Raw genomic sequence first — 13,614 nt, 5'->3', positions numbered from 1 at the left:
ATTCTCGGCCACCGGCCAACGCTAATAATAAAAACGGTTTTCCCTATGCAGCAGAGCCTCAGCCTCGATACGTTCAGTGATTTACTCGGCAACCTTTATCAGGGGCCGCTGGAAACCATTCCGTGGGCGACCTTTCTCAATCAGCTCAATGTGCATCTTGAAAGCAAGTACGTGACCTTCATCCTGCGTCCGCCCAGCGCCCATGTGGACGGGTTGATGGTCAACACCACCGGCACGTCGACCGAGGCGACAGCGTCCTACAACAAACACTTTTTCACCCTCGATCCGTTTGTCGACCTGCCCAACCGCCAGGTCGTGACCCTCGCCGAGTTCGTCTCCAACGACGATTGGCAACACTCGGAGTTCTACAAGAGTTTCCTCGAGCCGGTGGATGTGTTCCACATCCTCGGCGCCGACATCAACACCTGCGATGGCGCGCAATGCCGTATCCGCATCAGTCGCGGGCGTGACGACAAACCCTTCGGCAACGAAGAAAAAGCCTTGCTGACGCATTTCATTCCGCACCTGGAACGCTCGATCAAGATTCACATGCAGCTCAATCGCATCGAAGCCGAGCGCAACCTGTACGCCGGCGCGGTAAATCAGATGGCGGTCGGCACGATCATCCTCGACGAGTCCGGCAAAGTGCTGCAGACCAACCAGGTTGCCGACCGGCTGATACAGGAAAAGGACGGCATCAAACTGGTCAATGATGGCCTGCAAGTCGGTACGGCACGTGACACCCAGGAGTTTCGGCGACTGGTGAAGCAATCGTTGCTCTCGCAGAAAAGCAGCAATCCGTCGGTGGTCGAAGCCCTTCGGGTGCAACGACCGTCCGGGCGTGCGGACCTGGGAATCATCGTGCGTTCGGTGCCATTGTCGGACTGGAGCGAAGGCAAGCAATGCCCCACCGTGGTGATTTTCATCAGCGATCCGGAGCAACAGTCCACCGCGCCACAGGAGATCGTCCGTGCGCTATTCGACTTCACCCCGGCGGAAACCCAACTGGCGATGTTGTTGGCCAACGGGTTGACCCTCGACGAGGCCTCCGAAGAACTTGGCATCAGCCGCAACACCTCGCGGGCGCATCTGCGATCGACATTCTCCAAGACCGGCGTGACCCGCCAGACCATGCTCGTGCGCTTGATCCTGCGCAGCGTGGCAACCCTGGGCTGACGCGCATTTTCCGCCCTCGTCCGCTCGGACGATGGCGGCCACCACGGTACAGCGCACAGTGGCTCTATCCCAACCAGGGGCCTGACCATGCGCAACTGTCCAACCATCCTCAAGACTGAATTGCTGGCTGAAAGCGGCTATTTTCAGATCGAAGCTCTGCACCTGCAATTCAGCAACGGCCAGCAGCGGGTCTACGAACGTCTGCGCGGCACTGGCTATCGTTCGGTGATGCTGGTGGCGATGCCCGATCCGCTGCATGTTTTGCTGGTCCGTGAATATGCGGTCGGCGTGGAAAACACCGTACTCGGCCTGCCCAAGGGCGGCGCAGAACCCCATGAAGACTATCTGCAAGCGGCGCAACGCGAGCTCTGCGAAGAAGTCGGAATGCGCGCCGCCCGCCTCAGTGAATTGGGCGAACTGACCCTCGCGCCGGGTCATCTGTGCCATCGCTACCAGGTCGTGCTGGCCGAGCATCTGAGCCCCTGCCAACTGGACGGCGATGAGCCCGAACCCCTGGAGTGCCTGCGCGTACCACTCACGCAAATCCCCGACCTGGTCGCTCGCGGCGAACTCAATGAAGCCCGGGCCATCGCCGCACTGTTCATGGCCATGGGCGCCATCGCCCGGCGGGGTTGACGCCCAAAACCTGTGGGAGCGAGCCTGCTCGCGATGAGGCCAGCACATTCACCATCGATGTCGCCAGACACTCCGCCTTCGCGAGCAGGCTCGCTCCCACAGGGGGACGAGGTCGTACGCAAGGACGAGGCACACCACAAAACTTGTGGGAGCGAGCCTGCTCGCGATGAGGCCAACACATTCACCATCGATGTCGCCAGACACACCGCCTTCGCGAGCAAGCTCGCTCCCACAGGAGGTCGAGGTCGTACGCAAAGACGAGGCACACCACAAAACTTGTGGGAGCGAGCCTGCTCGCGATGAGGCCAGAACATTCAACATTGATATTGCCAGACACACCGCCATCGCGAGCAAGCTCGCTCCCACAGGGGGACGAGGTCGTACGCAAGGACGAGGCACACCACAAAACTTGTGGGAGCGAGCTTGCTCGCAATGAGGCCAGCACATTCACCATCGATGTCGCCTGACACACCGCCTTCGCGGGCAAGCTCGCTCCCACAGGGGCCGAGGTCGTACGCAAGGACGAGGCACACCACAAAACTTGTGGGAGCGAGCCTGCTCGCGATGAGGCCAGCACATTCACCATCGATGTCGCCAGACACTCCGCCTTCGCGAGCAAGCTCGCTCCCACAGGAGGTCGAGGTCGTACGCAAGGACGAGGCACCACAAAACTTGTGGGAGCGAGCTTGCTCGCGATGAGGCCAGCACATTCACCATCGATGTCGCCTGACACACCGCCTTCGCGGGCAAGCTCGCTCCCACAAGGGGCCTGTGTAGTCCATTCGGACGAAGCCACGTCCCACCATCCGCAATACCGTGCCTCTACAACAATAAAATCTATGTCGAGGCTCGCCATGCGAAATGCCACCCTTGCCCTGTTCATCATCGTCTGCGCCGGCAGCAGTGCCACCCTGTGTCAGCTGTTCAAAAACGAAGCCTACCGCCCCACCACCGCCTACTTCAGTTGTTCAAGCACGGCCATCAACTGCTACCCCCCGTTGGTGCACAACCTGCTGCCATAAAAAAACCACCGGAACTGCAAGCCAGTCCGGTGGTTTTTTTGGGTTGCCCAATCGTCAGGTCGGCAAGACACCGCGCGAACGTGACAACGTCAGCGCCAAGTCTTCGATCATGTCTTCCTGACCTCCGACCGTGCCGCGCCGCCCCAACTCCACCAACAGTTCACGGGCAGCAATGCCGTACTTTTGCTCGGCACGTTTAGCGAACAACAGGAACGAGCTGTATACACCGGCGTAACCCAGGGTGAGCGCATCGCGATCCAGGCGAATCGGCTGATCCATCATCGGCACCACCAGGTCCTCGGCCACGTCCATGATCCCGTACAAGTCGATGCCACTGTTGACCCCCATCCGCTCCAACACCGCAACAAACACCTCAAGCTGCGTATTACCTGCACCCGCCCCCAGCCCCGCAACCGAACCGTCGATCCGCGCAGCACCGGCCTCGATCGCCGCCAGGGAGTTGGCAATCGCCATGCCCATGTTGTGATGACCATGAAAACCCACCTCGGTCCCGGCACTCAGCCCGGCGCGCAACACGGCGATCTTCTCGCTGACCTCATCGGGTAGCATGTAGCCAGCCGAGTCGGTGCAATAGATGCAATTGGCGCCGTAACTCTCCATCAGCCGCGCCTGCTCCAGCAGTTTTTCCGCGCTGACCATGTGCGCCATCATCAGGAAACCGACGGTATCCAGGCCCATCTTCGCCGACATGCCGATGTGCTGGCCGGAGACGTCCGCCTCGGTACAGTGGGTGGCCACGCGAATGGTCGACACCCCGTGCTCATGGGCCATGCGCAAATGATCGAGGGTGCCGATGCCCGGCAACAACAGCGCCGAGACCTTGGCCTGCTGCATGCGTGGGATCACCGCCGCGAAATATTCCTCGTCGCTGTGGGCGGGAAAACCGTAGTTCAGCGATGCACCGCCCAGGCCGTCGCCGTGGGTGATTTCAATCAGCGGGACACCGGCGGCATCGAGACCGGTGGCCACAGAAATCATCTGCTCCAGGCTGATCTGGTGCTGTTTGGCGTGCATGCCGTCACGCAGGCTCATGTCATGCAGACGGACGCGCTTACCTTGCAAATTCATGGCAATTCTCCACTCAACGGACGGGCAGTTGCAGGGTGCCCTTGTGGGCTTCTTCGGCGAACATCTCGGCTGTGCGCAAACCGGCGGCAGTCATGATGTCGAGGTTGCCCGCGGATTTTGGCAGGAAGTCGCCGAGGCCTTCGACCTCGATGAAAATCGACACCTTGCGCCCGTCGAACACCGGGCCGTTGACCAGCTTGTAGCCGGGCACATAGCGCTGCACTTCGTTGACCATCTGCAACACTGAGGTGCGAATGGCATCCTGATTCGGCTCGTCGTCAGTCAGGCAATGGATGGTGTCGCGCATCATCAGCGGCGGCTCGGCGGGGTTAATGACGATGATGGCCTTGCCGCGTCGGGCCCCGCCGATTTTCTCGACCGCACCAGCGGTGGTACGGGTGAATTCATCAATGTTTTGCCGCGTGCCCGGGCCAACAGAGCCGGAAGACACCGTGGCGACGATTTCGCCGTAACTCACCGACTGCACGCGCGACACCGCCGCGACCATCGGAATGGTCGCCTGGCCCCCGCAAGTCACCATGTTGACGTTCATCGCGAGGCTCGACGCGTGCTCTTTGAGATTGACCGGCGGCACACAAAACGGGCCTATGGCCGCTGGCGTGAGGTCGATCATGATCACCCCCAGCGCGTTGAGCTTGCGGCTGTTTTGCGCGTGCACATAAGCCGAGGTGGCATCGAAGGCGATGCGAATATCATCGTCGAGCACATGCGGCAGCAGCCCGTCGACGCCTTCCGCGGTGGTTTTCACGCCCATTTCCCGGGCGCGTTTGAGGCCCTCGGACGCAGGGTCGACGCCGACCATCCACACCGGCTCGATCCATTCCGATCGGTACATTTTCATCAGCAGATCAGTGCCGATATTGCCCGGGCCGATAATGGCCGCTCTGAGTTTCTTGCTCATCCGGTTAACACCCCACAGGTCAGACGCAAAAGGACACCCGGGCACTGCCCAGGCCATCGATGGTCAGGGAAAAAAGGTCGCCGGCACGCGCCGGCTCCAGCGGCACCAGGGAGCCTGAAAGAATGATCTCCCCGGCCTTGAACGGAATGCCGTAGGCGCCAAGGGTGTTGGCCAGCCAGGCCACGGCGGTCAACGGATTGCCTTGCACCGCCGAGCCCAGCCCCTCGCTGAGGGGCTCACCGTTCTTCAATACGCGCATGCGCAAGTTGGGTAAATCCAGCGCCCGTGGATCGACCCGGCCATCGCCCAGCACGAACACGCCACAAGAGGCGTTGTCGGCGACGGTGTCCTGAATGCGAATGCGCCAGTCATGAATCCGCGAATCGACAATCTCGAAGCACGGCATCACGTACTCGGTCGCTTCCAGCACGTCGGCTTCGGTAACACCGGGGCCGATCAGGTCGTGCTTGAGCTTAAAGGCAATCTCGCCCTCGGCGCGGGGCTGGATCAATTTGTTGGCCGACAGGGAAATCCGCGCATCGTTGGCGAATGACATCTGCCGGGTGATGAAGCCGAAATCCGGTTGATGCACGTTCAGCATTTGCTGGACCGCTGCCGAGGTCACGCCGATTTTTTTGCCGACAATCTCGTCCCCGGCGGCTACTCGGCGTTCGATGCTGTAGAGCGAAATATGGTAGGCATCCTCGATGCTGATCGCCGGCCAGCGCTCGGTCAGCGGCGCCAATGTGCTGCCGCTCAGCAACGCCTGATAAAGCTCTTCGCCGTAATGCCGGCGCAATTGCACGCTCATCGGCGGGCCTCCTCAAGGAATGCCAGGCACTCGCGATTGAACAGCTCACGGTGCTCGACCTGGACCCAATGCCCGCATTCGCTGAGCAGTACAAAGCGGATTTTGTGGCAGTGCTGCATCATCGTGTGCGCGCCAGAGACAGGGCAGAACTTGTCGTTCATGCCCCAGAAACCGAGGATCGGGCACTGCAATTCGCCGAGACGCGACGTCATGTTCGGCACTTGCATGGTCGACAGCACACACACCGGTTGTTGTTGCACCACCGCGACCCGCTCGTTGACGGTCTCGTCGCTGATCAGGGTCTCGTCGAACAGCTGCAATGTGAGCAACCGGCGCATGCCGGCCGCGTCATGCAGTTCACCCTTGGCGAAGGCCGCGCCCATTTTCTGGATGCCTTCCATCTGCAAGTAATACTGTTCTTTCTCCATCAGGCCGCCGGGCGCCATCAGCACCAACCGGCTCACTCGCTGCGGCTGGTCGAGGGCCAGTTTGATAGCGATTGCACCGCCCAGCGAATTGCCGACCAGCACGCAACGCTGGATGTCCAGCGCATCGAGCAAACCGCTCAACGCTGCGACAAAGAAATCCAGGGTGTAGAGGCTGTCGGGTTTATCCGAAGCGCCATAACCCGGGAGGTCCGGGACAATGGTGCGGTAACCGGCCGCCGCGAACACCGGGTAATTCTGCTTGAAATTACTGTGACCACTGGCACCCGGCCCGCTGCCATGGATGAAAATCACCGGCTCGCCACTGCCGACGTCTTGGTAACGCAGCTGCAAACCTTCCGGCAGCGTAACGAAGTGCCCTTGCGCTGATGCGCCCATAAGGTGTCCTCCCGGCCTGTTGTTGTCGCCGGATTATTCCGAGGGCCCGGGCCGTCAACATCGTCCGACAGGACTACGCGTCTGTAGGAGCGAGCTTGCTCGCGAAAAACGTCTGGACAACGCACTCAGTCAGGCAGGGCACGTTTTCGTTGACGTCCATCGCGAGCAAGCTCGCTCCTACAGTCTCTAGTCTCATCGGACGTTGGCCGACAAGTGCTGCAGTCCTAGCATCAACAGTATTTCCACCCGACAGAACGAGAATCCCGATGCTTGATCCGATGGACTTTCGCGGCAAAGTGGTACTGGTCACCGGCGGTGGCAAAGGTGTCGGTCGCGGCATCAGCCAGCGCTTTCTGGACAGCGGCGCCGACGTGGTGATCTGCGGTCGCGAAGCGCCGCACACCTTGCCCGCCAGCGCTGAGCGCGAGGCGTTGTTTCTGCCCTGCGATTTACGCGATGTCGAGCAGTCCGCGCAATTGGTTGAGGCCATCGTTGAGCGCTTTGGTCGCCTCGATGTGTTGGTCAACAACGCCGGCGGCTCACCGAATGCCGACGCTGCCAGCGCCTCGCCGCGTTTTAGCGAAGCGATCGTCCGCCTTAATTTGCTGGCACCGCTGAATCTGTGTCAGCAGGCCAATCAGGTGATGCAAACGCAGGCTGGGGGTGGCGCGATCATCAATATTTGCAGCGTCAGCGCCACCCGCCCCTCCCCCGGCACTGCCGCCTACGGTGCGGCCAAGGCCGGGTTGCTCAACCTCACCGGTTCGCTGGCCGTGGAATGGGCACCCAAGGTGCGGGTCAACGCCGTGACGGCCGGGCTGATTCTCACCGAGCAGGCGGCCCTGCATTATGGCGATCAGGCGGGTATTGCGCGGGTGGCGGCGACCATCCCGTTGCAACGCCTGGCAACCCCTGAAGACATTGGCGATACCTGCCTGTACCTGGCGTCGTCGCTGGCTCGTTACGTCAGCGGCGCGGACATCACCGTGCACGGCGGCGGCGAACGCCCGGCTTTTCTCGACGCGGCTCAATCCCATTGAACAAAAGGAGTTGCGACATGCCCGCGATTGCCAGCCACAGCGTTCTACTTGATCTCACCCCGCAAGCCGCCTGGGCCAAATTGCGCGACCTGAGCCTCGCACCGCACTATGTGCCGGGCTTGACCGGTTGCCAGTTTCATCCTGGCGCACGTGAAGGGCTCGGCGCCAGCCGCCGGGTGTTCCGCAAGGGCGGCCAATGGCTGGATGAAAGCGTGGTGCAATGGCAGGAAGGTGCAGGTTTCGTACTGATCCTGCACCGGGCCAGTGAAGGCGCACCCTTCCCGTTTCGCGAGGCCAGCTTCAGTTACGCCCTGCAAGCCGAGGGAGATGGGGCACGCATGACCACGCGCATGAGTTACAGCCTGCGTGGTGGCAGGCTGGTGGAATGGTTGCTGGCCAAGGCGTTCAACAACGTCGTGCGACAGATCGCCGAGAACCTCAAGGCTTACTACGAAAGCGGGCAGACCCAGAATCGCGACTTGCTCGCCGAACGCGCCCTATAGCAGCCTCGTGTAGCAGCTGTCGAGCTTGCGAGGCTGCATTCGGCTGCGCAGCAGTCGTAAAATCAGGCGATTCGGTATTCCAGATAATCCGTGGGGGCAGGACTCACGACTGCTGCGCAGCCGAACGCAGCCTCGCAGGCTCGACAGCTGCTACACGAACCGAACGCAGCCTCGCAGGCTCGACAGCTGCTACGCGAGCCGAACGCAGCCTCGCAGGCTCGACAGCTGCTACACGAACCGAACGCAGCCTCGCAGGCTTGGCAGCTGCTACGGGGATGTGTTCAAGCTGCTTGGCATTAGCCTATGCCCCACCTTGAGCAGTCAGATTGACCTCGCTCCAATAGGCTTTCATCGAGCGGATCTTGCCGTGCGCATCGAACTCCATCACATCGATCACATGCAGCGAACACGGTTGCCCGGCCCACTCCATGTCGACCCGGAATGGCATCGCCCCGCAGCCGTTAATCGTCGCCCGAATCGGGCCGGTCAGCGCGGCCGAGACCTTGCTCATACCCAGACCGTCACGGTAGAACCGTTCGATGGCGACAAGGCCTTGAATCGGCGGTTGGCCGACGGGGTCTTCGACCACCGCATCCTGGGCGTAGAGCGCCACAATCGCGTCGATGTCGCCGGCGTCCACCAGCTCCACATAACGCGCCATGGTCGCTTGAACCTGTTGAGCACTGATCATCAAACCACCTCGAACAGTGCAGCGGCACCCATGCCGCCACCGATGCACATGCTCACCACCACGTAACGCAAACCGCGACGCTGTCCCTCGACCAACGCGTGACCGACCATCCGTGCGCCGGACATGCCAAACGGGTGCCCGATGGAAATCGCCCCGCCGTTGACGTTCAGTCGCTCAGCCGGAATGCCCAGGGTATCGCGGCAGTACAGCACCTGGCAGGCGAATGCCTCGTTCAACTCCCAGAGGCCAATGTGGTCCATGGTCAGACCATGACGCTTGAGCAGTTTTGGAATGGCATACACCGGCCCGATGCCCATTTCGTCGGAGTTGCAGCCAGCGACCGCCATTCCGCGATAAATCCCCAGCGGTTCCAGTCCACGCTTTTCAGCGAGTTTGGCGCTCATCAGCACAGACGCCGACGCGCCATCGGACAATTGCGAGGCATTGCCGGCCGTGATGAAGCGACCCTTGTCGCTCCACTGACCGCCCGGCCACACCGGCTCCAGTGCATTCAGGCTTTCACGCGTGGTGTCGATGCGGTTGCACTCGTCGCGCAGCAAGGTGACGGACTCGTAGCGGGTTTCGCCGCTGGTTTTGTCGACAATCACTTTGCGGCTGGTCAGCGGCGCGAGTTCACGGTCGAACAATCCAGCGCTCTGGGCCAGTGCCGTACGCAGCTGGCTCTGATAGCTGTATTCATCCTGTTCTTCGCGGGAAATGCCATAACGCGCGGAGACGATCTCGGCGGTTTCAATCATCGGGATATAGGCGTGCGGATCAAGCTCGATCACCGCGCCGGACTGGTTGCGATACAGGTTTTTGTGTTTGTTCTGCACCAGGGAAATCGACTCCAGGCCTCCGGCCACGGCGATGTCGATTTCGTCGCACATGATGCCTTTGGCCGCCATGGCGATACTCATCAAGCCTGATGAACATTGGCGCTCGACGGCCATCCCGGCGACGGAGGTCGGCAAACCACCGGCAATCGCGCACAGGCGCCCCAGGTTATAAGACTGCGTGCCCTGCTGCGCTGCCGCGCCAATGATCACGTCGTCCACTTCGCCCGGGTCGATCCCGGCGCGGCGCACGGCCTCGCGCACCACATGGCCGCCGAGCTGCGGGGCTTCGGTGTCATTGAATGCGCCGCGAAAGGCTTTGCCAATCGGAGTGCGGGCGGTCGAAACGATGACGGCTTCTTTCATGCTGGATTCCTCAAATATGCTGTTGAAGGGTTTAGGCGGGGAAGTAACGGCTGATGGTGTCGACCACACAGCCCGGGCGCTCCTCGCCGTCGATTTCGACGCTGACGCGAATCGTTGCCTGAACGCTGCCCCTGACCTCCTCGACCGCCACCAATTGCGCGTTGCCGCGCACCCGCGAACCAACGCGCACCACATTGGGAAAACGCACCCGCTCGCAGCCGTAATTGACACCCATGGCAATGCCGCGCACCTCGACGATTTGCGGCAAGAACAGATTGACCAGCGCCAGGCTCAGATAGCCATGGGCGATACAGGCGCCAAACGGCCCGCTGGCGGCTTTGAGGGGGTCGACGTGAATCCACTGATGATCGCCCGTCGCCTCGGCAAACTGGTCGATGCGCGCTTGCTCCAGATTCAGCCAGTCACTGACGCCAAGTGCCTGGCCCACGGCGTCGTGCAGGTCGAAGGGGGTGTCGAAAATACGTGGCATGCTCAAGCCCTCTGACTGGAAACCGACAACACTTCGCCGGTCATGTAGGAGCTGTAGTCGCTGGCCAGGAACATCATCACGTTGGCCACTTCCCAGACCTCGGCGGCACGGCCGAACGCTTCGTTGGCGGCAAGTTGATCGAGCACCGCCTGGGGCGCGGATTTGCGCAGGAAATCGTGCAACGCGATGCTCGGGCTCACGGCGTTGATGCGAATCCCGTAATCGGCCGCCTCGACCGCCGCGCATCGGGTCAATGCCATGACGCCGGCTTTAGCGGCGGCGTAGTGCGATTGTTCTTTTTGCGCCCGCCAGCCCAGCACCGAAGCATTGTTGACGATGACCCCGGCACGCCGTTCGATCATCTTCGGCAACATCGCCCGGGTCATGCGCATGGTGCCGGTGAGCGTCACCTCGAGAACCCGGTTCCACTCCTCGTCCGTCATCTCCACCAGCAGCCGCGACCCGCCAAGACCGGCGTTGTTGATCAGCACATCGACCCCTTTCAAATCACGCTCGGCGCACGCAATCAGCTGCTGTACCTGCGCTTCGTCAGCGACATTGCAGACCTGCCCAAAGACGCGCTGCAAGCCTGTGGTTTCGCGGATTTTCGACACTGCCTCTGCCAGCCGCCCTTCATGGATATCGCTGATCATCAAGGCGCGACACCCTTCCTCCGCCGCTCGCACCGCGGCGGAAAAACCGATACCGGCGCCCGCCGCCGCAGTGATCAGCACCGACTTGTCACGCAACAAACCGTGACCCGCAACATAGTGAGGAACAGACATGGAAAACTCCTTGATCAGGTGCGCAGGCGCGGCTCTTTGGGCATTCCCAGGGCGCGCTCGGCGATGATGTTGCGCTGGATTTCGTTGCTGCCGCCGTAGAGGGTGTCGGCGCGGCTGAACAGGTACAGCGACTGCAAACGGGTGAGTTGATAAGGCTCGGCTTCAAGCAATTCCGCTTCGGCACCGAGCACATCCATCGCTAACTTGCCGAGGCTCGCGTGCCAGCTCGACCAGAACAGCTTGTAGATGGTTGCCTCCTTGCGCAGTGATCCATCCTGCACACCGGACAGCATGCGTAGCGAGTTGTAGCGCATGATCCGCAAGCCGCTCCAGGCCTCGGCCAGACGCTGGCGCAGGACCGGGTCGCGCGCGGCGTTATTGGCCTGGGCGATAGCGATAATTTCGTTCAATTCATTGTGAAACTGCATCTGCTGTCCGAGGGTCGACACCCCGCGCTCGAAACCCAGCAGTGCCATGGCAATCTTCCAGCCCTCGCCCGGCGCGCCGACGATGTTCGCGGCGTCGGTTCGCGCGTTGTCGAAGAACACTTCGTTGAACTCCGAGGTACCGGTCAGTTGCTCGATCGGGCGCACGGTAATTTCCGCCTGGGTCATGGGCACCAGCAGGAATGACAAACCGCGATGACCGACACTGCCAGGTTCGGTGCGGGCAATCACAAAGCACCAGTCCGACTCATGGGCCAACGAGGTCCAGACCTTTTGCCCGTTGATCACCCAATTGCCGCTAGCGTCATCCAGCACCGCCCGGGTCTTGACGTTGGCCAGGTCTGATCCGGCCCCCGGTTCGGAATAGCCCTGGCACCAGAATGCTGTACCGTTGACGATGCCCGGGAGAAACCGCTGGTGCTGGTCTGCGTTGCCGAAGGCGGCGATGGTCGGCCCGGCCAGTCCTTCGCCGATATGCCCCATGCGTCCGGGACCACCCGCGCGGGCGTATTCTTCGTGGAAAATCACCTGCTGGTTAATCGACAAGCCTCGTCCGCCATGCTCTGGCGCCCACCCGACACAGGTCCAGCCGCCCTCGGCGAGTTTGCGTTCCCAGGCTTTACGTTCTTCGGGAAAGTTATGTTCATCGCCTGGGCCTCCGCGAAAACGCAGGGGCTCGAATTCACCGCAAAGGTGGGCACTCAACCAATCGGCCACTTCCTGACGGAAGCACTCATCCTGCTCGCTAAAACTGATTTTCATGACTGCTCTCCAAGAATTGCCACGGCAATCCGCTCGCGGTGCCAGGCTGGTAACCCGAGAAAACTTTCGCTGGCACGGGCGCGCTTGAAGTAGAGGTGCGGGTCGTATTCCCATGTGAAACCAACGCCGCCGTGCAACTGGATCGACTCGGACGCGCAGTGGAAATAGGTTTCAGAGCACTGCGCCTTGGCCAGCGCCGCCGCCAGCGCCAGCTCGGCGGCCACCCGCGAGTCGCCCTGTGGATCGAGGACTTCCTGAGCCACGCAGGCCGCGTAATAACTGGCTGATCGTGCGCATTCGACCTGCAGCATCATGTCGGCGGCACGGTGTTTGAGCGCCTGAAAACTGGCGATCGCTCGCCCGAATTGTTGGCGTTCCTGCATGTAGGCAATGCTCAGGTCGAGCACTTGCTGGGCGCCGCCGGTCTGTTCGGCGGCCAGGCCAATGCAGGCCAATTGCAGGACTCGCTCCAGGCAGGACCAACCCGCGCCGAACTGACCCAGCAGGCAGCTAGAGTCGAGGGAGACACCTTTGAGTTGAATACGCGCCTGACGACGGGTCTGGTCCATCGTGGGCACCCTCTGCCGCTCGATCCCGGCACGGTTCGCGTCCACGGCGAACAGACTGATACCTGCTTGGCCGGTCGATCCGGGAGTCCGTGCGGCAATGATCAAGAGATCGGCGCTGTGCCCGTCGAGGACATGCTTGAGGATTCCGTCGAGCACGAACCCTTCGCCCTCGGCCACCGCCGTTACCTGAACATCCTCGGCCGTCCAGCCATTGGCGCTGCTGAAGGCCAGCGTTGCCGTGAGGCTGCCGTCGGCGATCAATGGCAGCCAGCGCTGCTTTTGCTCATCGTTGGCGGCCAGCAACAATGCCGGAGTGGCCATGCAGGCGGTGGCAAAAAACGGCGAGCACAGCAAGCGGCGGCCCATCTGTTCCAGCAAAATTACCAGCTCGACAAAGCCCAGACCGAGCCCGCCGTATGCTTCGGGAATATGAATCGCCGGCCAGCACATTTCGCGGCACAGACGTTGCCATAGTGCCTCGTCGAAACCTCGCTCACTGACCATCGCCGCCCGCACGGCGGTAGAATCCGACACGGCGGCGAGAAAGCCTTCGGCCGATGTACGGATCATTTCCTGTTCGTCGCTGAATGCAAACTCCATCGCGGCGCCTTCTGCTCGTTTGGCGGGGCACGCATGCAGCGACACC

Annotated in this window: 15 protein-coding genes; 5 read left to right on the top strand and 10 right to left on the bottom strand. The window is 61.4% G+C overall.

Annotation, left to right across the window (positions count from 1 at the left end; translation table 11 throughout):
- Positions 1-45 precede the first annotated feature (45 nt).
- From AC1MDT_RS02225 to AC1MDT_RS02215, 3 genes are all read left to right on the top strand, one after another.
- Positions 46-1,176, top strand: coding sequence for a helix-turn-helix transcriptional regulator (locus AC1MDT_RS02225; protein ID WP_480420491.1), 1,131 nt, complete (start codon positions 46-48; stop codon positions 1,174-1,176).
- A gap of 87 nt (positions 1,177-1,263) precedes the next feature.
- Complete coding sequence (gene nudE, locus AC1MDT_RS02220) at positions 1,264-1,812, top strand: ADP compounds hydrolase NudE (protein WP_480420490.1); 549 nt, start codon at positions 1,264-1,266, stop codon at positions 1,810-1,812.
- An 854-nt stretch (positions 1,813-2,666) separates the two neighbouring features.
- The gene (locus AC1MDT_RS02215) at positions 2,667-2,834 is read left to right on the top strand and encodes a hypothetical protein (protein WP_480420489.1); all 168 of its coding nucleotides are present in this window, start codon (positions 2,667-2,669) and stop codon (positions 2,832-2,834) included.
- A gap of 54 nt (positions 2,835-2,888) precedes the next feature.
- Here AC1MDT_RS02215 and dmpG read toward each other — a convergent pair whose 3' ends face one another.
- The 4 genes from dmpG to AC1MDT_RS02195 are packed head-to-tail and all read right to left on the bottom strand — an operon-like array spanning position 2,889 to position 6,480.
- On the bottom strand, positions 2,889-3,923 hold the full coding sequence (gene dmpG, locus AC1MDT_RS02210) for a 4-hydroxy-2-oxovalerate aldolase (protein ID WP_480420488.1): 1,035 nt from the start codon (positions 3,921-3,923) through the stop codon (positions 2,889-2,891).
- 13 nt (positions 3,924-3,936) lie between these two features.
- Positions 3,937-4,845 (bottom strand): acetaldehyde dehydrogenase (acetylating), encoded by a 909-nt coding sequence (locus AC1MDT_RS02205; RefSeq protein ID WP_480420487.1) that lies wholly within the window; start codon positions 4,843-4,845, stop codon positions 3,937-3,939.
- A 19-nt stretch (positions 4,846-4,864) separates the two neighbouring features.
- Complete coding sequence (locus AC1MDT_RS02200; protein ID WP_480420486.1) at positions 4,865-5,656, bottom strand: fumarylacetoacetate hydrolase family protein; 792 nt, start codon at positions 5,654-5,656, stop codon at positions 4,865-4,867.
- Positions 5,653-6,480: an alpha/beta fold hydrolase gene (locus AC1MDT_RS02195; RefSeq protein WP_480420485.1), complete on the bottom strand. Its 828-nt coding sequence runs from the start codon at positions 6,478-6,480 to the stop codon at positions 5,653-5,655. The genes AC1MDT_RS02200 and AC1MDT_RS02195 overlap by 4 nt, the downstream gene beginning before the upstream one ends.
- A 266-nt stretch (positions 6,481-6,746) precedes the next feature.
- Here AC1MDT_RS02195 and AC1MDT_RS02190 point away from each other — a divergent pair, with 266 nt between their 5' ends.
- Positions 6,747-7,520: an SDR family oxidoreductase gene (locus AC1MDT_RS02190; protein ID WP_480420484.1), complete on the top strand. Its 774-nt coding sequence runs from the start codon at positions 6,747-6,749 to the stop codon at positions 7,518-7,520.
- Positions 7,521-7,537: 17 nt separating this feature from the next.
- A complete protein-coding gene (locus tag AC1MDT_RS02185) occupies positions 7,538-8,023 on the top strand; it encodes an SRPBCC family protein (protein ID WP_480420483.1) in 486 nt (161 codons plus the stop codon).
- Positions 8,024-8,324: 301 nt separating this feature from the next.
- Here the strand turns inward: AC1MDT_RS02185 and AC1MDT_RS02180 are convergent, their stop codons facing one another.
- From AC1MDT_RS02180 to AC1MDT_RS02155, 6 genes are read right to left on the bottom strand one after another with little or no spacing between them, the layout of a single operon-like run.
- Positions 8,325-8,714 carry a steroid Delta-isomerase gene (locus tag AC1MDT_RS02180; RefSeq protein ID WP_480420482.1) on the bottom strand — a complete coding sequence of 130 codons (390 nt, stop codon included), beginning with the start codon at positions 8,712-8,714 and terminating at the stop codon, positions 8,325-8,327.
- Positions 8,714-9,916, bottom strand: a complete 1,203-nt coding sequence (locus AC1MDT_RS02175) for an acetyl-CoA C-acyltransferase (protein ID WP_480420481.1) — start codon at positions 9,914-9,916, stop codon at positions 8,714-8,716. The genes AC1MDT_RS02180 and AC1MDT_RS02175 overlap by 1 nt, the downstream gene beginning before the upstream one ends.
- Positions 9,917-9,947: 31 nt before the next feature.
- Entirely contained in the window at positions 9,948-10,406 is a 459-nt protein-coding gene (locus tag AC1MDT_RS02170; protein ID WP_480420480.1) for a MaoC family dehydratase, read from the bottom strand.
- A gap of 2 nt (positions 10,407-10,408) precedes the next feature.
- Complete coding sequence (locus AC1MDT_RS02165) at positions 10,409-11,191, bottom strand: SDR family oxidoreductase (protein WP_480420479.1); 783 nt, start codon at positions 11,189-11,191, stop codon at positions 10,409-10,411.
- A 14-nt stretch (positions 11,192-11,205) separates the two neighbouring features.
- Complete coding sequence (locus tag AC1MDT_RS02160; RefSeq protein WP_480420478.1) at positions 11,206-12,399, bottom strand: acyl-CoA dehydrogenase family protein; 1,194 nt, start codon at positions 12,397-12,399, stop codon at positions 11,206-11,208.
- Entirely contained in the window at positions 12,396-13,568 is a 1,173-nt protein-coding gene (locus tag AC1MDT_RS02155) for an acyl-CoA dehydrogenase family protein (protein ID WP_480420477.1), read from the bottom strand. The genes AC1MDT_RS02160 and AC1MDT_RS02155 overlap by 4 nt, the downstream gene beginning before the upstream one ends.
- Positions 13,569-13,614 lie beyond the last annotated feature (46 nt).

The sequence above is a fragment of the Pseudomonas sp. ASL7 genome (assembly GCF_056680375.1).
The sequence above is the reverse complement of the archived record's forward strand: the minus strand, read 5'-3'. Positions and strand labels throughout refer to the sequence as shown.